Source organism: Kitasatospora sp. NPDC088351, from assembly GCF_040685575.1.
GTDB lineage: Bacteria > Actinomycetota > Actinomycetes > Streptomycetales > Streptomycetaceae > Kitasatospora.
Genome location: NZ_JBFBIL010000033.1, coordinates 32,850 through 49,644, shown reverse-complemented (window position 1 = coordinate 49,644; position 16,795 = coordinate 32,850). Strand labels below are relative to the sequence as shown.

Below are 16,795 nucleotides of genomic sequence, written 5' to 3'. Positions count from 1 at the left end.
GATCCCCTCCCGTACGCCGACCCCTTCGGGCACGGAGTTCACCGCGCTCGGTCGGCGCCGCAGGCTGCTGATCCTCGCGATCTGCTGTCTGAGCCTGTTCATCGTCGGGCTCGACAACACGGTGGTGAACATCGCGCTCCCGGCGATCCAGAAGGACCTGGACGCCCCGGCCTCCGGCCTGCAGTGGATCATCGACGCCTACACCCTGGTGCTGGCCTCGCTGCTGATGCTGTTCGGCTCGGTCGCCGACCGGTTCGGCCGCCGCCGGGTGTTCCAGACCGGGTTGCTGCTCTTCGTGCTCGGCTCGCTGCTCTGCAGCCTGGCGCCCAGCCTGGAGTGGCTGGTGGTGTTCCGCGCGGTGCAGGCGGTCGGCGGCTCGATGCTCAACCCGGTGGCGATGTCGATCATCACCAACACCTTCACCGAGCCGGCCGAACGGGCCCGGGCGATCGGCGTCTGGGGCGGCGTGGTCGGCATCTCCATGGCGCTCGGCCCGCTGCTCGGCGGCTTCCTGGTGGACGGCGCGGGCTGGCCGTCGATCTTCCTGATCAACATCCCGATCGGTCTGGCCGCCTGTCTGCTGACCGCCCGCTACGTCCCCGAGTCGCGCGCCCCCAGGCCCCGGCGGCTGGACCCGGGCGGGCAGCTGCTGATGGTGGTGCTGCTCGGCTGCGGCACCGCCGCGATCATCGAGGGCCCCGGGCACGGCTGGACGTCCCCGCTGATCCTCGGACTCGCCGCCGCCGCCGTCGCGGCGCTGATCGCCTTCCCGCTCTGGGAACGGCGGGTCGCCGAACCGCTGGTGGACCCGAGGTTCTTCCGCAGCGCGCCGTTCACCGGTGCCACCGTGACGGCCGTCTGCGCCTTCTCCGCGCTCGGCGGCTTTCTCTTCCTCAACACCCTCTACCTCCAGGACGTCCGCCACTACAGCCCGGTCGAGGCCGGGCTCTGGACGCTGCCGATGGCCGGGATGATGCTGGTCTGCGCGCCGCTGTCGGGCCGGATCGTCGGGGGCCGGGGCCCGCGCGGCCCGCTGGTCGCGGCTGGCCTCGGGCTCACCGCCAGCGGCATCCTGCTCACCCGGCTCGCCGCCGACTCCCCGCCGGCCCTGCTGCTGGTCGCGTACGCGCTGTTCGGCTTCGGCTTCGGCATGGTCAACGCGCCGATCACCAACGCCGCCGTCTCCGGCATGCCGCGCGCCCAGGCGGGCGTGGCCGCGGCGGTCGCCTCCACCAGCCGGCAGGTCGGCCAGTCGCTGGGCGTCGCGGTGATCGGCACCGTGGTCACCTCGGCCGTGGTCGGCCCGTTCACCACCGGCTTCGCCCCGGCCAGCCACGCCGGCTGGTGGATCGTGGCGGCGCTGGGCGTCGCGATCCTCGTCCTGGGCCTGGTCACCACCACCGCCTGGGCCACCGGCACCGCCGCCCGGGTGGCCGCCTGCTTCGGCGCCGAACCGCCCGCGCCCGGCCCCGGGGTGCGGGAGGCCTCGTCCGAGCGGCTACCATGACCACTACGGCGGACGAGCCGGCCGGGCGGTCGCGACGGGTCCTCAGGGGCTCGCCGAGGAACGTCCGGGCTCCACAGAGCAGGGTGGTGGGTAACGCCCACCCGGGGTGACCCGCGGGACAGTGCCACAGAAAACAGACCGCCCACCGCCTCGGCGGCGGGTAAGGGTGAAACGGTGGTGTAAGAGACCACCAGCGACCGAGGTGACTCGGCCGGCTAGGTAAACCCCACCTGGAGCAAGGTCAAGATCGGTGCCCTCGGGCGCCGTGCGCGGATGTCCGAGGGCTGCTCGCCCGAGTCCGCGGGTAGACCGCACGAGGCTGTCGGCAACGGCAGCCCTAGATGGATGGCCGCCTCCCCGGGCCGCGCAAGCAACCCGGGAGACAGAACCCGGCGTATAAGGCCGACTCGTCCGCCGCCTAGCTTGAGTGAGGCCCCCCGACCTGCAAAACAGCAGGTCAGGGGGCCTCAGGCTTTGAGCCACCCCGGGTTGTCAATCCAGGGTGGTTCTGCCCGTTCGGGGCCGTTTCTTGGCGCTCTGTGGCGATGGTGTGGCGGTGGTCGCGACCGGATTACCGCTCCGTCTGCCTGAGAACCAGGTCACGATAGGGGAGTGAAACCGTCGGGTGGCCGACGATGCCCAGGGCCTTCTCGATCTCCTCGACCAGCTCAGCGGCGCCGTCCGGGGTGGCCCGGATCACCTCCGTCTCCACGAAGACACCCGCCCCAGCCACGGTGTCGATGCTGACGGAGACACCGGGGATCTCCGGGTGGCGGTGGGTGACGCGGGTCTTCACCACCCGGACCAGTTCCCGCATACCGATGTTGAGAAGAAGCCGTTCGGCGCTGATCGCCTGAGCGGCCCCGGCGAGGATCGCGTTAGTCTCGACCTTGGACACCATGTCGTCCTCGCGGTGCGTGGTGCCGTTGGAAGCGGGCTTGTAGGTGATCTCAGCGAAGTCGCCCCGCCGCCGAACCCGCAGGCACTCGACAGTCTCCAGGTAGTCGACGTCCAGCCTGCTGTAGTAGGTGTCCTCCTCGGTCACGGGCGCTTCCGTCACCGTGGCGAGGAACTGCGAGAGCGCGATGTCCGTGCACTCGTCGAAGATGTCCCCGTCGACCGTGAAGTGATCGCCGTAGCGCTCGCTCAGCGCGTGCATCATGCGCTTCTGCGACTCGGGCAGCCACTCGGCGTCCGTCAGGCGGTAGTGAACCCGCTTGTGCCCCGTCCGGGCGTCGATCCAGTCCGCCGCCATCTGCCCATCGAGGAACGGCACGAAGCCGAGGGCCCCGGACCGCCAGATGTGGTCCCGGAAGGTGATGTAGTGCCGCTGGACCTCGCGGAAGATCCCGACCGGCGCGGAGACGAACGCGGCCGTTCCGGTCGCGAGCTCACCGACGGGGACGATGCGGGAGTCCTGGCGGGTGACCACCTCGTCGTGGGCGCCGTGGTACGGGTGCGTTCCCTCCCGGAGGTACTGCGGCAAGAACATGCGGAGGAACTGAATCCAAGACCTGGCGGCGAAGGTCTGCACCGAGCGTTCATGCAGCGACGTACCGTCGACGGCGTACACGTCGCGGTAAGCGAAGAGGCCGCCCGGCCGGAGCACGGTCGGGATGGTGCGGATCATCGAGTGGAGCCCGTTGTAGCCGCCGCCGTAGCTGTAGACCTCGTGCAGCAGCGCGGACGCGCTGATCACGTCGACGGGCTCCGGCAGCAGCGTCCCGATGTCCTGGGCGAACCCGCTGACGAGTTCGACCGTGCCGACCTTCTGGAACTCGGTCATCGCCTCGTTGAGCGAGGCCGAAACGACGCCGGGAACCTCGACAAGCGTGAGGTCCACACCTCGATGCGTGCTGCCGCCGGTAGCGAGCTGCGAAGCAAGGAAGATGACCGCCGAGCCGCCACCCGGCCCGATCTCGACCGCCTTCGGGCGGTCGCTCCGAACCCGCTGGAGGGCTTGGTAGGCCAGAAAGCCCTTCTCCTCCCCATGCGCGTTCGCGGCCACGTCGAGGTAGCCGGCATCCGTCTTCGACTCGGTGGCGAACTTCGATCCGTTCAACTGTCCACCCCAGAATTCGAGTTGGTTTGCTGGATCGCTTACTTGGAGTCCCGTGCTCGGGCGGCGTCGAGCTTCCGCCGTAGCCGGTAGCGCCGTGCGAGCTGGCGCCGAGACGAGCTGAACATCGTCACGGGCCAGGTGAACTGGAGGTACACGCCCCACATCCACGCAAGGGTGTTGCGTGGTTCCGTGACCAGAGAGCGAAGAGCACGGCCGATGACGACCGCGCGTGTGGGCCTCACGAGGCGAGCCCCTTCTGGGCCCTCGTACGGGCGGGGCCGTAGACGGGAAGCAGCTCCGGCGTCGGCTCAACCTGCTCGACCTCGCCGGGCAAGGTGGTCCACTCGATGCCGCCTCGACGGGGGCGGAGGTAGACCAGACCTCCCCTCGTCTCCATGCAGACGCCCTCGCAACCGAGATTGGCGCGGTCCCTAACGACCTCGCCGGTCTTCGGCTGATAGATCACCGCGTGAGACCTCTTGCGAACCGCCACTACAGCTCCCTAGAGCACAAGCTTCGTGTCCTAGGGCAGAAGGTAGAGCTTGGGGAAGTGCTTTCGGGTCGAATGTCGGTGCACTAGTGTGTTCCTGAGTGACTATCACCTCGACCGAGGAGTAGCGCATGGCCAGCCCAAAGACGTTCACCGCGATCGCTGACCACTACCGGCAGGCGATCCTCACAGGCGAACTTGTGTCCGGTGAGAAGCTCCCCACGAACAGGGAGATGTGCCAGCGGTGGAACGTGGCGACAGCAACCGTCAGTAGGGCCTTGAACCAGCTGCTGGTTGAAGGACTCATCAGGACCAGCCCCCGCGGAACCTTCGTGGCGGACGAAGCGACGGCAACCGCGACGGGACGGGATCGGCTGTCGATGGTCCAGCGGCTGAGGTCCAGCCTGACGGAAGGCGAGACCAGCCGGGTCACGGCGGCCGAGTTGGTTGTTCCGCCCCTGTACGTGCAGGACATCTTCAGTCTCGACCCCGGCGACCAGCTTGTACGACGTGAGTACGTCGCCGGGCGTGGCAAGACCCGCACCATGCTGGCGGTGGTCTGGTATCCGGCGCACTTCGCTGCGTTGGTGCCCGACTTGCTCTCGACCGCGCCCAGCAAGAATGCAGGGCTCGCCGCGAAGGTGCTTGAGGCATCCGGCCGGACGATCACGCATGCCCGGGACGACGTGCACGCCCGGGAGTGTGATGCCCGGGAGGCATCGGCGTTGGGGCTCCGCGTGGGATCGCCGGTGCTGGGAGGGGTTCACCGCTGGTCTGATGATGAGGGCGTGATCGAGTTCGGCCTCTGGGTCGTGCCAACACGAGTCACGATCGGCTACGAGTACGGCACCTGAGTAGCTGGCCTCGGATCACTACCGAACGAAAGAACCGCCCCGGCCGAGTTGGCCGGGGCGGTTTGCTTTGTTTCGAGCGTTCAGAGCAGCGCCAGGAACGGGTTCCCGGTCACGACCGGCTCAGGGCGGGGAGTGGGAGCGGACACGGGAACCGGGGGCGTGGTCTTGGCTGGGCGGTAGGTGTCCATGCGGACCACGGTGGCCGGGCGTTCGTCACGCTGAGTCTGCGGCCGGCTGTTCGGAGCGTGACCGGCCTCCTCCTCTGTGAGGGTGTAGACCGTGGACGGGCGACCGAGGCCGGAGCGGTCCAGGGTGACCTTCACTCCGGGCAGTGCCTTGACCTCATCGGCGGAGGCACCCACGTACGGCAGCAGTTCGGAGGACTTCGCCTTGCCCCCGTGCATCTCGATCCGGGCTCGGACCTTCTCCGCCAGTGTCGGCACCCGGCGGGTGGGCTTGGCAGTCGCCGCCGTGCCACCGGTGATGTTGACCGCGCAGCGGACGCTGTAGCGCACCAGGGAGAAGGCGGCGGCCAGACAGGCGGGGTCGATCACCTCCAGCCGCTCAGAGGCGGCCAGGCAGGCCGCCACCCGGATGGTTTGTTCGGCCGTCCGCTCGACGTACACGGCCTGTGCCTCGGGAAGGTTCTCCGAGATGATCCGGGCGTACCGGCGGATGACCTTCCACAGCGGCCGGGCGTCCTCTCCGAGGCTGATCACGTGGCTGTCCCCGGCCGCCCAGTAGTAGGCCTGAGTCAGATCCCACCCGTTCACCTCAGGCAGGGTGGCCTCGTCGTCGTCCAGCATCGGCACGGCCCCCAGCGTGAAGGGCATGATGCGGTTGTAGCTGCCTCCGGCCGCTTCCGTAGCCCCGATGTACTTGGACCAATCCGAAGGCGTTATGTGAGCATGGAATACGACCGCCGGATCGTCCACGCTTTGGGCCTCGGCCTTCGTGGTGTTCCGGATGGGGGCCCCGTCCCAAGCGCTTCGGAGCTTGGCGGTGAAGCTGGCATCGCGCCGCACACGTCGCAGGACCTCCGACCACTCTTCCTCCACCACCAGGGCCCGGACGTCGCGTCCGGCCTCCGTCTTCTCCGTGGCCTCCACCTGTTCGGCAAGGTAATTCACCAGGCTCGCACCGGAAGTGATCCCGGACGTGGTGTGAGTCTCCAGGAAGCGGCCAAGGGCAGGTTTCATGATGTGCTGGGCGGCCCGCAGAGCCGTGCCCTTCCCCTTGCCCGTGCCACCGACCAACGCACTCCAGACCAGGGCCGGACGGGCATTGCCCCGGCTGGACACCTTCACCGTCTGGCCGATGGCAGCACTCCAGAACGAGAGGGCCGCTACGTAGATGCCGACCGGATCGCACTCGACGTACGGGCTGACCTTCTCGACGGCCCGGCCGATGGGCCCGTACAGGGCGATGGTGCTCAACTTCTCTTATCCTGAGACTGGTTGGGATCGGGTGGCCGGGCCGACCCCGGCCACCCAGGTACGTGCTGCTGGTCAGGCCGCTTGCTTGGCTGCCACCCGGTATGCGTGGCGGACCGATGCGGGGATGGGACCCTTGGCGTTCACCGTGTAGCCCTGAGCCTTGGCCCAGTCACGTATGGCCTGCGCTTCGGACTTGGCCTTGACGGCCTGAGCGTCCACCTTCACCGGTTCGGGAAGGGGGTCACCGCCCCTGAACTCTCCGGCGCACACGGCGTCACGGAACGCACCCGGCCGCGTGGCGTCAAAGCAGAGAAGCCCGTACTCAACTGCGTCTTGCAGCTTCTTAGTTGCTCGCTCCGCGCCCTCACCGCAGATGATCAGAACGGTGCTGCTGTCCGCACGGCCCACCACCTCATAGCCCAGGTTGCGGACGGCCCCCCGCGCGTCGTCCCACTCGTACCCGGGGATCTCACCGGACACCATCACGGTCGGACGGGCCCCCGGCTCAGCCTCGGTCGCGTCGTCCTCTCCGGCATCGTCCTGGTGGTCCTGCTCGGCCTCCGTCACGGACGGCTCATCGGTGATAGTCACGGCTGGTTCGGCAGCAACCGTGAGGTTCCCCCGAGGTGCGGAAGGTTGCCGGACATGACCTGATAGGTCGCGAGAAGGGAGCCTCTGCCATGGCTGCACCGATGAAGTACCCCAATGCCGCGTAGTTAAGGGGCGGTTGGGCCGGTCAAGACCACGTCCGGGTGGTTTTCCAGTCCGCCGAAGGCAGCGGTGGAGATCATGAAGGCGGGACCCCGGGTAGAGCCAGGAAGCCGACCAAGGTCTTCCTGCCCGAAGGGGTCCCGTTGTCCGATGATTGTGCCACTGTCGTGCTTGCTCGTACCGTCACCATCGCGAAGGGTCTGTACGCGCCGGGACATCTGGGGGAGTTGACCCGGCAGATTCCCTTCGAAAAGACATTCAAGAGAGCCCTGGCCGTTGCGGGCCTTCCGGCGGACTTCCGGTTCCACGACCTTCGCCACAGCTTCGCCTCCCACGCCCTCGATCAAGGCGTGCCGGAGGCGACCGTGCAGCTCTACATGGGCCACGCCTCGGCGGAGGAGCTGAAGGGCACCTACCACCACCAGGTGAAGGGAGCGGCGGCCCGGGACCGGAAGGCCCTCGAAACGGTCTTCTTCACGGAGACCAGGACGTTGCGATCCCGGATGTCGTGGAGGTGGACGACGAGGAGGCGGCCTGATGCGTGGCGGTTGGCCGGGGCGTGGCGATCGCGTGGCGATCCGGCCCCGACGGATGACATCGCCGCAGCTCACAGCTCATATGGCGACAGTTCCCGGCGTATAAGGCCGCCTCGTCCGCCCCCTGACTTGAGGCAATGCCCCTGACCTGCGCTTTCGCAGATCAGGGGTCATTTGTCCTTCGCGGCGTGGCACGCATGCGCCGATGATGGCAGCCGGTGCTCTCGCTCACGGGGCCTTGGCGTAGTCAGTCGTATCCTTCACCTGCCGGTACACGGCATCACCGACCCAGTGGCAGTACAGCGACGTTCCTGGAATCGAAAGTCGGGGGGAGTGCTGCCCCGCCGAGGACCAGGCCGCGACCTCGGCCCGCGGCTTCCGGTTGTTGTTGAGGGCGGCGACGAACTCCAGCGCGGGCTTGAGATCGGTATCGGCCGACATCATGATGCCGATGTCGTATGCGTCCTGGGAGGCCAGGGCGACGAAGTCGACGGCCAGCTGGACATCGATGCCCTTCTCCTGAGCGGGGTCCGCCGGCCACCCCTGCGGGTATCGCAACGGCCGGGTCACCAGGTGTACCAAGGGGTCGCGTTGCCACATGGCGTGCTGGCGACGGGACGCGCCGTATGAACCGGGCTGTTTCGTCGCGTCCGGCTGTCCACGGTAGATCCGGACCTGGGTCAGCTGCCTGTCATAAGGGCTGTCCCGGGTGATGTGCTGGGCCAGCGCCACTGGGTTGACATGACCGCAGGGCTGAGGGTTCCCAGTGGCTGTGGAATCGGCGACGCGCGCCTCCGTAGACGTTCTGGTAGTCCAGGAAGACGATGACCCGGTCCGGCACGCGCCCCTCCCCGCGGGGCGCTCCAGGCCCCCAGGAACGAAATAATCCCCGCCAGTGCGGGCTATGCCCGGACGGCGGGGAGGAATGCCTCAAATATAGGCGTGGGCGAGCCGAACGCGCAGCCGGAGCGCCACCCAGGGGTGAGACCTGCGTCACATTCGCTCGAACGGGTGGCCAAAGATGCTGCCGGATTCGAGTCCGCAGTGGGCGATCGACAACCGGTTCGATCGGTGGCAGGCCGCCTCCGCCCCCTCTTCCCCCCTGGCCCGGTCAGCCCGGGTGGGCGCCGACCGCGTCGCGGATCCGGTCGCCCAGGCCGCCGTTGACGCGGGCGCAGTTGGCGCAGCAGAAGAACCGGCCGGACACCTCGACGCCGTGGCCGACGATCCGGACCTGGCAGTGTTCGCAACGCGGCGCGAGCTTCTCCATCGCGCACTCGAAGCTGTCGAAGGTGTACACGTCGCCGGTGATCGTCTTGATCTCGAAGGCCAGCCAGTAGTCGTTGGAGCAGACGTCGCAGACCGCCATGGGGCCGTCTCCCTTTCCTGGTACGGGGCTTGCTGTCGGGGCCGGGCGGCCGGGTGGGCCGCTCGGTCCCTCCCAGTGTCGGAGCCGCCCCCGGGAGCGGCCACCCGGCGCGGGCGATCAGGCGGACGGGCGGGCGAGGGCCCGCGGTCAGGCCGACCGGGCGGCCAGCTCCTCCAGCGCCCGGACGGCCGGCTCGGCGGCGTCGGCGGCGACGAACAGGTGGTCGTGATGGAACCCGGCCACCACGTTGCAGCTGATCCCCTCCTCGGCGAGCCGGCCGGCCACGGCGGCGGTCAGGCCGACGGCCTCCAGCGCCGAGTGGATCCGCAGCGTGATCCAGGCCGCCACGTACTCGTAGCGCAGTCCGAGCGCGTCCGCCTCCTCCTGCGCCACCACCACCGTCACCCCCTCCGGTTCGGCGACGGTGACCACCGGCCGCATCCCGGCGGGCACCTTCGCGGGCAGCGTGCAGTACACGTACCGCCCCGGGTTGAGCTGCGGGTGCATCCCGCGCAGCAACGTCGCAAGATCTCTTTCACCGGCCATGCCCGCCACCGTAGCGGCTCGGCCCGGGCGGGGGCGGTCCCGGCGGATGTGACGTTCAGGGAGAGTCGACACCACCCGGTCGGTCCAGCCGGGGTCCGAGGCCTCCTCCGGGAGGGCGGTCGTGACGGGGCGGCGTTCCCGGGGCGTCGGCCCAGGAGGCTTGCGGCGCTCGGCAGGTCAGGTCCTCGGCCGGGAGTCTGCCCGTGGTCAGATAGGCCGTGAGGCTCTTGTCCGCACAGGAGTTGGAGCCGTGGACGATGTGCCCCTCGCCTCCGGCGACGGTGACCATCCGGGAGCCGCGCAGGGCCCGGTGCATCCCCTGGCCGCCGGCCAGGGGCGTTCCGGGGTCCCACTCGTTCTGCAGGATCAGTGCACCGACCTTGTTGTTCACCGTTGTCCCGGGCTCGCTGCCCTCCTTCCAGAAGGCACACGGCTTGATGTTGGACGCGAAATCGCCGTACAGCGGATACCGGGCCTTGTCGCGGATCGCGTCGCGGCGGTACTGCTCGGGGTCGCGCGGCCACGTACGGGTGTCGGCGCACAGGACAGCCCAAGCGCTCGCGGCCTCGTTGTCCGGGGGAACGTCACGGGCGAAGGCCGGCGGGACGGGGCCCGGGATCCGCTCGGGGGTGCCGGACGGGGCCGGCTTCCTGCCCTCGGCCGCCTTCTTCAGCCGGGCGACCCATTCGGCGGCGGTCTGAACGTGGAAGAACGTGGCGTGCTCGGCGCGGATGCCGTCACCGGTGAGGGGCTTCCCGTCGGCGTCGATGGGCTTGCGGTCGGCCTGGGCGACCAGGTCCCAGAAGGTCTTGCGGACCTCGGCCGGGGAATCACCCAGGTTGTACGTCGTGTGCCGCTCGGCAGTCCATTCGCTCCATCGCGTGAAGGCGGCCTCGGTCCCCTCCGCCATCTCCTGGAACATGCCCCGCCAGATCCGTGCGGGGTCGGTCGCGCTGTCCAGCACGAACCGGTCGGTCCGCCGGGGGAACATCTGCGTGTAGACGGCGCCGAGGTAGGTGCCGTAGGAGAACCCCAGGTAGGAGATCTTCTTCTCGCCCAGCACGGCACGGATGACGTCCATGTCGCGAGCGGTGTTGCGGGTGGTGAGGTGCCGCAGTGTGTCACCCCCCTTGGCCCGGCACTTGTCGGCCACCGTGCGCGCCCACTCCACATCCGCCGCGAATGTCCCGGCCCTGTAGGGGCGTTCAAAGTTCTGTTCGTCGTCGGTCAGACCGCAGCTGACGGGAGAGCTCTGTCCGACGCCCCTCGGGTCGAATCCGATGAGGTCGTACCGTTTCCTGACTTCCTCGGGGAGGTTCAATTCCGGGTCGACAGGCAGATTCAGGCCCGGCCCGCCGGGGCCGCCGGGGTTGAGCAGCAGAACGCCGCGACGTTCCTCCGCACTGCCGGCCGTCAGCCGGGATATCGCGATGTCGGTCTTCTTGCCACCGGGATCGCTGTAGTCCAGCGGCACCTTGAGAGTCGCGCACCGATAGGTGGCGGGGCTCCCCGCGGCGCAGCGTTGCCACCGCGGCTTCTGCTGCGTGTACTGCCACAGCGGGTCCTTGGCCGCGGAGGCCTCGGACGCGGAGGAGGCTGTTGCGGGAGTAAGCGCCGAAACGAGAGTTGCCACGGCGCCGGCAGCCAGAAGAGATGCTGTTCGTCTGTTTCGCACGATCATGCTCGTCCTTGCCGGGGAGGGGTTGCTGGTCAGGACACGATCCTGGTTTCCGGGGCCTCGGGTGCGCATCGCGGGAAGGCGGGAGAAAACGCTCCCTCGATCGGGGGAGATCGCCGGTGGGCTGCCCGGCCATACTGACGATCACGATCAGGGGAATCCGGCCGTTGCTGCGCGGCTCCACGTATGCGGGTGCGTTGTTCGCCTACTGCGGGGCGCTGGCGAGTCTGCCGTTGCTGCCTTTCGCCATGCTGCCGGCGCTGGCGTGGCGGTCCGCTCCCTACGGGGTTCAGTTCGTGCTGACCCTGTTGGTCCGGGCGGCGCTGATCGTCGTGGTCGGGCTGGCCCGCACCTGTGCTTTGCGTCGATCCGGTGGCGGCGCGGGCGGCTCTGCGTGGTATCGAGGAGTCGGCCCGGGCCGCGTTGGAGGACCTGGACTATGTGCTGGGTGTGTTGCGTGAGGAGGAGCCGGGGACGGCGCCGGCGCGGACTCTGGAGGATCTGCCCGAGTTGCTGGACCGGTTGCGGTGCGCGGGTGCGGTGGTGGAGCCGGAGCGGGGACGGGCACGGGGGCGGGTGTCTTTCCGACGTCCGGGCACGGTCTGCCGGGGCTGGCCGACCCTGCCGGCACCCCCGTGACACTCCCGGTACCCGCCCGTGCAGCGCTGGTGACGCCCGGGGCCGAGGACATCGCCGTTGGCTCCGGCGGCGTCAGGCCGGGTGGATGAGGCGGCTTTCGTAGGCGAAGACCACGGCCTGTATCCGGTCGCGGAGTTCGAGCTTGTGCAGGATTCGCCCCAGATGGGACTTCACGGTCGCCTCCGCGAGGTACAGGGTGGCCGCGATCTCGGTGTTGGACAGGCCGCGGCCCACCTGGACGAGCACCTCGCGTTCACGGGCGCTGAGCCGGCTCAGCCGTTCGTCGCGGTCGGCGCTGCTGCCGTCGGGGATGTGCGGGCGGAGGTTCTCCAGCAGGCGTCGGGTGATCCGCGGGGAGACCACCGCGTCGCCCGCGGCGACGCTGCGTATCGCGGTGAGAAATTCCTCGGGCCTGGTGTTTTTCAGCAGGAAGCCCGAGGCTCCGGCGTTGAGTCCGGCGAAGGCGTATTCATCCAGGTCGAAGGTGGTGAGGATCAGCACTCTGCTCTGCGGGGAGATCCTGATGACCTGTCGGGTCGCCTCGATCCCGTCGGTCCCGGGCATCCGGACGTCCATGAGGACGACATCGGGGCGCAGCTCCCGGGCGAGGCGGATGGCCTGGGCGCCGTCCGCGGCTTCGCCGACCGGTGCCATGTCGGGCTGGGCCTCCAGGACCGTGCTGAAGGCCATCCGGAGCAGCGCTTCGTCGTCGGCGATCAGGATGCGGATCGTCATGCGGACGCCGCTCCGCTGCTGCCGAGGAAGAGGAGGGTATGGACTCCCCAGCCGCCGCCCGGAAGCGGTCCGGCCCGCAACTTCCCCCCGTAGGCGGCCGAGCGCTCGCGCATGCCGGGGATGCCGTGGCCGGATGGTGTGGCGGCGGGAAGTGGCGGGCAGGGGCCGCTGTCGGTGACGTCCACGGTGACGGTCTCGGTTGAGCACCGTATCCGGACCTTCGCGTGTGTGCCGGTGGGTGTGTGCTTGAGGGAGTTGGTCAAGGCTTCCTGTACCAGGCGGTAGACGGTGAGTTGTGCGGTGGCGGGTATGTGGGTGTGGCCGCCGTGGACCTCGAGGCGGGTCGGCAGCCCGGCAGCGCACATCTGGTCGGCGAGGGTCTCCAGTTGTGCGATGCCGGGCAACGGGTGGCGCTCCGCGTCCGGTTCGTCGGTCCGCAGGATGCCCAACGAGCGCCGCATGTCGGTCAGGGCCTGTCGGCCTGTCTCGGAGACCTGGAGCATCGCGGTGGTGGTCCGGTCGGGCGACCGGTGCTGCGCGTAGACGGCGGCGTCGGTGAGCGCGACCATGACGGACAGGTTGTGGGTGACGATGTCGTGCATCTCCCGGGTGATGCGTGTCCTTTCCTCGGCGACGGCCAGTCGCGCCTGCTGTTCCTGTTCCTGCTCCAGGCGTGCGGCCCGTTCCTCCAGGGCCGCGAGGTAGGCGCGCGTGGTCCGCACATTCACACCGAGGACGGCGGCGGCGACGGCCATCGCGGTGACCGCGACGAAGGGGGTCAGGAATGCGCCTTCCGCCGCCCAGCGCAGGCAGGCCAGAAGGACCCCGGCCTCCACGATGGCACCGGCGACAAGCGTGCCGCGCCGGCCCGAGTTCGCGGCCGCCGTGTAGAGAGCCACCAGCAAGGCGATGTCCGCCGGCAGTTGGACGTCCATCAGCCACTGGACGAAGGCCGCGGCCGCCACGGCGCCGAACACCGTGAGCGGGGCCCGGCGCCGCCACACCAGGGGCAGCGCAAGGGCGGCGGTGAGGGCCACGGCCGCCGGCAGCTCTTGCGGCGCGCGTGTGGTCACGACGTTGAAGAGGAGAAGCGTCGGCAGCAGCGAGTCCCACACCACGGGCGGCAGCCGGGAGCCCCAGCGCCCGGCGGCTGTCATCAGTCGCGCCGCTCGTGCGGAGGCCAGGTCGGCGTACCCGGTCAGCCGTAAGGCTGTCCTCGCCCACCGCACCCGGTCCCGGTGGCGTACCCGGTGGGCATGGCCGGGTTCCGCGGCCGCCTCGGTCATCACACGTCCCTGTCGATTCGGCATCATGGTGGCCCCGGCCAGGGCTGCCACCGCGTACAGCCGGATCCGGGCCGAGTACGGGGAACGTACGCCTCGCGCTGCCCGGCACGTACCGCAGCCCTGTCACGGTAGGCCGCGGGCCCCGCGAAGCACATGAGCCCACCGTCTGATGGCACCGTGCCGGGATACGACCGCAGGAGGAGTCCCGCCACCTCCCGTGGTCGCAGGGCGGCCGCTGATCCGGCGTGCTCGATTGCTGCTCCGGTTGCACGGGGACCCGCCACGGATTGCGACCCCGGTCGCACACGATGGCGACCCGGGATCGATGTGGCAGCGCATACCCGGCGCCGAGTATGGCCGGGTGACCGAGATCATCGCGGGACTGTACATGTCCCCCCTGGAAATCCTTGCCTTGCTGGGCGCCGTCGCACTGGTGGTGGCGCGCTGGCTTCCCCCCGCCGCCCGCCCACGCGTCACGATCGCGGCGGGGGCGGTTCTCGTGCTGTCCGCGGTCCTGCTGAGTGCGGCGGGGATCCGCTGGCAGATGCTGCCGGTACTGGCAGGCGCTGCCTTCGCGTTGCCGTTCGCCTTCTCTCCCCTGCTGCGACGCCGTACCGGCCGGCCGGCGTGGCGGGCCCGCTGGTGGCTGGCGTTGCCGGGATCGGTGGCCTGCGTCGGCCTGGTCGCCACGGGCCCGGTGGCCGCCTGGGCCTTTCCCGTACCCGTGTTCCCCGAGCCGTCGGGCGACTTCGCGGTTGGCACCCGCGTGGTGCAGTGGACCGACCCGGGCCGCCCCGAGACCTTCACCGCCGATCCGGACGACCGGCGCACCGTCGTGGCCCAGCTCTGGTACCCCGCGCAGAAGAGCCCCGCAGGCGCGCAGCGGGCCCAGTACCTCGGACGCACGGAGGCCGAGGCGCGCACCGTCTCCGACGCCCTCGCCCGCGGAGTAGGCCTGCCGGGCTTCCTGGTCGACGGTGTTCCGCGTGCCCGCACCCATTCGGTCTTCAACGCCCCGGTGGCCGGTGGGGGCGAACGGTTCCCGGTCGTGCTGTTCTCTCCCGGGTCGGGCGGAGTGCGCACCCAGAACACCGCCTGGGCGGAGGAACTGGCCAGCCACGGCTATGTGGTCGCCGCCCTCGACCACCCGTACGACTCCGCCGCCGTCGTCCTCGCCGACGGCCGGACGATCACCACCGAGACCGCCTCCAGCGGCGACCCGGACGAGGACGACAAGCTGGCGGCCGACTGGACAGCGGTCCGAGCCGCCGACCTCAGCTTCGTCCTCACCCAGCTGGACAGTCTGGACCGAGGTGAGATCGCCGGCCCGCTGAGCGGACGCCTGGACACCAGCCGGGTCGCGGTGACCGGCCACTCCATGGGGGGTGCTGCCGCCCTGCAGGCGGCCCGGCAGGATCGCCGGTTCGACGCCGTCATCGATCTGGACGGCTACCCCCACGGCCCCACCTCGCCCTCCCTCGACCGGCCGACGCTCGCGCTCACCCAGGCCGTCACCCCGGGAACCGACCCGCGCTACGTACCCCGCCTCACCGAGGTGCTCAAGTCCAGCACCGTGACGAGCTACCGGCTCACCATCCCCGGCGCCGCACATCTCACTTTCATGGACGGCCCTCTGTATCTGCCGCCCGTGCCCTCGATAGTCGGCTCCCTGGGCCGCACCGAGAGCCCGCGCGTCGTCGCCGCAGCCACCCTCGCCTTCCTGGACGCCGTTCTACAGGACAAACCCGGCGACCTGGCGGGCGTTCTGCCGGCCTACGGCAACCTCAGCGTCTACCACCCGGACAACGGCCGCTGATCAGCCGTTCCGGGGCACGTACGACTGCCGGACGAGGACGACGAGATCATCGACCCCGGACGGCCGCGCTCGAACCGCTGGTAGGCGGACCGTGTCGGGGAGCGTTGACGAGCGACAGTCACCGATATATCGTCGAGATATCGAGACAGTTACTCGACGACTGTCCGGACAGACCGGGAGGTGGGCGCGATGCGCTCAGGGAGGCGATTTCGTGAGGAGGGCCCGCGCGGCGGACGGCGCCGTGGACCGGGCCCGGAGTTCGGGGGGATGCCCGGGGAGGGGTTCGAGGGCCGGGAGGCGTTCGGCTCCTTCGGGCCGCTGTTCGGCGGGGGCGGTCCGGGCCGTCCGGTCGGCGGGCCGTTCGGTCACGGCTTCGGCGGGCACGGCGGGCGCGGGCACGGTCCGCGTGGCCGGCGCGGCGGACGGGCCCGGCGCGGGGACGTCCGGGCGTCGCTGCTGGCGCTGCTCAAGGAACGGCCGATGCACGGCTACGAGATGATCGCGGAGATCACCGAGCGGACCGGCGGGGCCTGGCGGCCGAGCCCGGGCTCGATCTACCCCAACCTCCAGCTGCTGGAGGAGGAGGGTCTGATCACCGCCGAGGAGGTCGGTGGCAAGCGACTGGTCTCGCTCACCGAGGCCGGCCGGGCCCAGGCCGAGGCGGGGCCCGCCGAGCCGTGGGCGGAGGCCGGCCGCGAGGTCGACTGGGAGGCCGTCCAGGAGGTCGGTCAGGCGCTCGGCGCGGTCGACCACGCGATCCGGCAGGTCATGGCGACCGGCACCGAGGCGCAGCGCGCCAAGGGTCTGGCCGTGCTCAACGAGGCCCGCAAGAAGCTGTATCTGATCCTCGCCGAGGACGCCTGAGCCGAGGACGCGTGACCGGTCGGGGCGAGCGGGCGGGCGGTGCCGCCGCTCAGGGGCGGATGGCGAACAGCCCCAGGCACACGAGCAGCAGCACCGCCCAGCCGAACCAGAGCCAGCCGTCCGATCCGAAGGCGGCGCAGTAGGCGCCGACCACCACCAGCAGCGCGGAGGTCAGCCAGACCGCCTGCCGGTTGCGGCGCGTCGCAGCCCGGGGTGTCGCCCTGGGGCGGGGGTGTCGTACGGTCTTCGCCATCGCCGTCCTCCCG

Annotated in this window: 16 protein-coding genes and 1 other RNA gene; 6 read left to right on the top strand and 11 right to left on the bottom strand. The window is 69.9% G+C overall.

Annotation, left to right across the window (positions count from 1 at the left end):
- The first annotated feature begins 1 nt into the window (after position 1).
- Positions 2 to 1,507 (top strand): MFS transporter, encoded by a 1,506-nt coding sequence (locus AB0P06_RS22635; protein WP_363610107.1) that lies wholly within the window; start codon positions 2 to 4, stop codon positions 1,505 to 1,507.
- A gap of 13 nt (positions 1,508 to 1,520) precedes the next feature.
- Positions 1,521 to 1,921, top strand: an RNA gene (rnpB, locus tag AB0P06_RS22630) — RNase P RNA component class A.
- A 157-nt stretch (positions 1,922 to 2,078) separates the two neighbouring features.
- Here rnpB and AB0P06_RS22625 read toward each other — a convergent pair.
- Positions 2,079 to 3,569 (bottom strand): CYTH domain-containing protein, encoded by a 1,491-nt coding sequence (locus tag AB0P06_RS22625; protein WP_363610033.1) that lies wholly within the window; start codon positions 3,567 to 3,569, stop codon positions 2,079 to 2,081.
- A 238-nt stretch (positions 3,570 to 3,807) separates the two neighbouring features.
- A complete protein-coding gene (locus AB0P06_RS22620) occupies positions 3,808 to 4,035 on the bottom strand; it encodes a hypothetical protein (protein WP_363610031.1) in 228 nt (75 codons plus the stop codon).
- Between the two features lie 155 nt (positions 4,036 to 4,190).
- Between AB0P06_RS22620 and AB0P06_RS22615 the strand changes: the two genes are divergently transcribed.
- Positions 4,191 to 4,913 (top strand): GntR family transcriptional regulator, encoded by a 723-nt coding sequence (locus AB0P06_RS22615; RefSeq protein WP_363610029.1) that lies wholly within the window; start codon positions 4,191 to 4,193, stop codon positions 4,911 to 4,913.
- An 80-nt stretch (positions 4,914 to 4,993) separates the two neighbouring features.
- Here the strand turns inward: AB0P06_RS22615 and AB0P06_RS22610 are convergent, their stop codons facing one another.
- A complete protein-coding gene (locus AB0P06_RS22610; protein ID WP_363610026.1) occupies positions 4,994 to 6,349 on the bottom strand; it encodes a DUF3987 domain-containing protein in 1,356 nt (451 codons plus the stop codon).
- A 72-nt stretch (positions 6,350 to 6,421) separates the two neighbouring features.
- Positions 6,422 to 6,916, bottom strand: a complete 495-nt coding sequence (locus tag AB0P06_RS22605) for a histone-like nucleoid-structuring protein Lsr2 (RefSeq protein WP_363610023.1) — start codon at positions 6,914 to 6,916, stop codon at positions 6,422 to 6,424.
- Between the two features lie 311 nt (positions 6,917 to 7,227).
- On the opposite strand from AB0P06_RS22605, the gene AB0P06_RS22600 reads away from it, so the two are divergent.
- The gene (locus tag AB0P06_RS22600) at positions 7,228 to 7,743 is read left to right on the top strand and encodes a tyrosine-type recombinase/integrase (protein WP_363610021.1); all 516 of its coding nucleotides are present in this window, start codon (positions 7,228 to 7,230) and stop codon (positions 7,741 to 7,743) included.
- Between the two features lie 81 nt (positions 7,744 to 7,824).
- Here AB0P06_RS22600 and AB0P06_RS22595 read toward each other — a convergent pair whose 3' ends face one another.
- From AB0P06_RS22595 to AB0P06_RS22570, 6 genes are all read right to left on the bottom strand, one after another.
- Positions 7,825 to 8,463, bottom strand: coding sequence for an NYN domain-containing protein (locus tag AB0P06_RS22595; RefSeq protein ID WP_363610105.1), 639 nt, complete (start codon positions 8,461 to 8,463; stop codon positions 7,825 to 7,827).
- A 244-nt stretch (positions 8,464 to 8,707) separates the two neighbouring features.
- The gene (locus tag AB0P06_RS22590; RefSeq protein WP_363610019.1) at positions 8,708 to 8,965 is read right to left on the bottom strand and encodes a Prokaryotic metallothionein; all 258 of its coding nucleotides are present in this window, start codon (positions 8,963 to 8,965) and stop codon (positions 8,708 to 8,710) included.
- Between the two features lie 147 nt (positions 8,966 to 9,112).
- Positions 9,113 to 9,511, bottom strand: coding sequence for an ACT domain-containing protein (locus AB0P06_RS22585; RefSeq protein ID WP_363610017.1), 399 nt, complete (start codon positions 9,509 to 9,511; stop codon positions 9,113 to 9,115).
- Between the two features lie 55 nt (positions 9,512 to 9,566).
- Entirely contained in the window at positions 9,567 to 11,192 is a 1,626-nt protein-coding gene (locus AB0P06_RS22580; RefSeq protein WP_363610015.1) for an alpha/beta hydrolase, read from the bottom strand.
- 708 nt (positions 11,193 to 11,900) lie between these two features.
- Complete coding sequence (locus AB0P06_RS22575) at positions 11,901 to 12,563, bottom strand: response regulator transcription factor (RefSeq protein ID WP_363610013.1); 663 nt, start codon at positions 12,561 to 12,563, stop codon at positions 11,901 to 11,903.
- On the bottom strand, positions 12,560 to 13,720 hold the full coding sequence (locus tag AB0P06_RS22570; RefSeq protein WP_363610011.1) for a histidine kinase: 1,161 nt from the start codon (positions 13,718 to 13,720) through the stop codon (positions 12,560 to 12,562). Before AB0P06_RS22570 ends, AB0P06_RS22575 begins: the two co-directional genes overlap by 4 nt.
- Before the next feature lie 454 nt (positions 13,721 to 14,174).
- Here AB0P06_RS22570 and AB0P06_RS22565 point away from each other — a divergent pair, with 454 nt between their 5' ends.
- Both AB0P06_RS22565 and AB0P06_RS22560 read left to right on the top strand, forming a co-directional pair.
- A complete protein-coding gene (locus AB0P06_RS22565; protein WP_363610009.1) occupies positions 14,175 to 15,665 on the top strand; it encodes a dienelactone hydrolase family protein in 1,491 nt (496 codons plus the stop codon).
- Between the two features lie 267 nt (positions 15,666 to 15,932).
- Positions 15,933 to 16,529: a PadR family transcriptional regulator gene (locus tag AB0P06_RS22560; RefSeq protein ID WP_363610007.1), complete on the top strand. Its 597-nt coding sequence runs from the start codon at positions 15,933 to 15,935 to the stop codon at positions 16,527 to 16,529.
- A gap of 49 nt (positions 16,530 to 16,578) precedes the next feature.
- On the opposite strand, the gene AB0P06_RS22555 is transcribed toward AB0P06_RS22560, so the two are convergent.
- The gene (locus AB0P06_RS22555) at positions 16,579 to 16,782 is read right to left on the bottom strand and encodes a hypothetical protein (protein WP_363610111.1); all 204 of its coding nucleotides are present in this window, start codon (positions 16,780 to 16,782) and stop codon (positions 16,579 to 16,581) included.
- Positions 16,783 to 16,795: the final 13 nt, after the last annotated feature.

Excerpts from the sequence above, each read along its gene's own strand:
- AB0P06_RS22615 (WP_363610029.1), top strand. The coding sequence starts at position 4,191 with ATGGCCAGCCCAAAGACGTTCACCGCGATCGCTGACCACTACCGGCAG.
- AB0P06_RS22590 (WP_363610019.1), bottom strand. The coding sequence starts at position 8,965 with ATGGCGGTCTGCGACGTCTGCTCCAACGACTACTGGCTGGCCTTCGAG.
- AB0P06_RS22585 (WP_363610017.1), bottom strand. The coding sequence starts at position 9,511 with ATGGCCGGTGAAAGAGATCTTGCGACGTTGCTGCGCGGGATGCACCCG.
- AB0P06_RS22580 (WP_363610015.1), bottom strand. The coding sequence starts at position 11,192 with ATGATCGTGCGAAACAGACGAACAGCATCTCTTCTGGCTGCCGGCGCC.
- AB0P06_RS22575 (WP_363610013.1), bottom strand. The coding sequence starts at position 12,563 with ATGACGATCCGCATCCTGATCGCCGACGACGAAGCGCTGCTCCGGATG.
- AB0P06_RS22570 (WP_363610011.1), bottom strand. The coding sequence starts at position 13,720 with ATGACAGCCGCCGGGCGCTGGGGCTCCCGGCTGCCGCCCGTGGTGTGG.
- AB0P06_RS22565 (WP_363610009.1), top strand. The coding sequence starts at position 14,175 with ATGTGGCAGCGCATACCCGGCGCCGAGTATGGCCGGGTGACCGAGATC.
- AB0P06_RS22560 (WP_363610007.1), top strand. The coding sequence starts at position 15,933 with ATGCCCGGGGAGGGGTTCGAGGGCCGGGAGGCGTTCGGCTCCTTCGGG.
- AB0P06_RS22555 (WP_363610111.1), bottom strand. The coding sequence starts at position 16,782 with ATGGCGAAGACCGTACGACACCCCCGCCCCAGGGCGACACCCCGGGCT.